Annotated in this window: 1 pseudogene; it reads left to right on the top strand. The window is 35.3% G+C overall.

What is annotated here, in order from left to right:
* Nucleotides 1-209, top strand: a pseudogene (locus tag V6255_RS18140) (hypothetical protein); the annotation flags it as partial.
* Nucleotides 210-249 lie beyond the last annotated feature (40 nt).

Here is a 249-nt window from a genome sequence, read left to right as displayed (position 1 = left end):
TACGTCAAACACCATCGGCGAGAAGCCGTGTTGAGAATTTATATTTAAAGACTTTTTGCAGTAAGCATCCAGAATCAACAAAGCTAATACGAAGCATATTAGCAGCACAGGATAATACGCAAAGCACACCGATTGAAAAAAACCCTAAAAAACCCTCTATAATTAAAAGTAATGATGTATTTGAATGGGCGAAAATGAACAACAAATAAAGCTATCAATAAACCTGTTAATCTGTGATATTATCGCGCG

This window comes from Psychromonas arctica (assembly GCF_038155225.1).
In the GTDB taxonomy this organism is placed as follows: domain Bacteria; phylum Pseudomonadota; class Gammaproteobacteria; order Enterobacterales; family Psychromonadaceae; genus Psychromonas; species Psychromonas arctica_B.
This window is presented reverse-complemented; position numbering and strand designations above follow the sequence as displayed.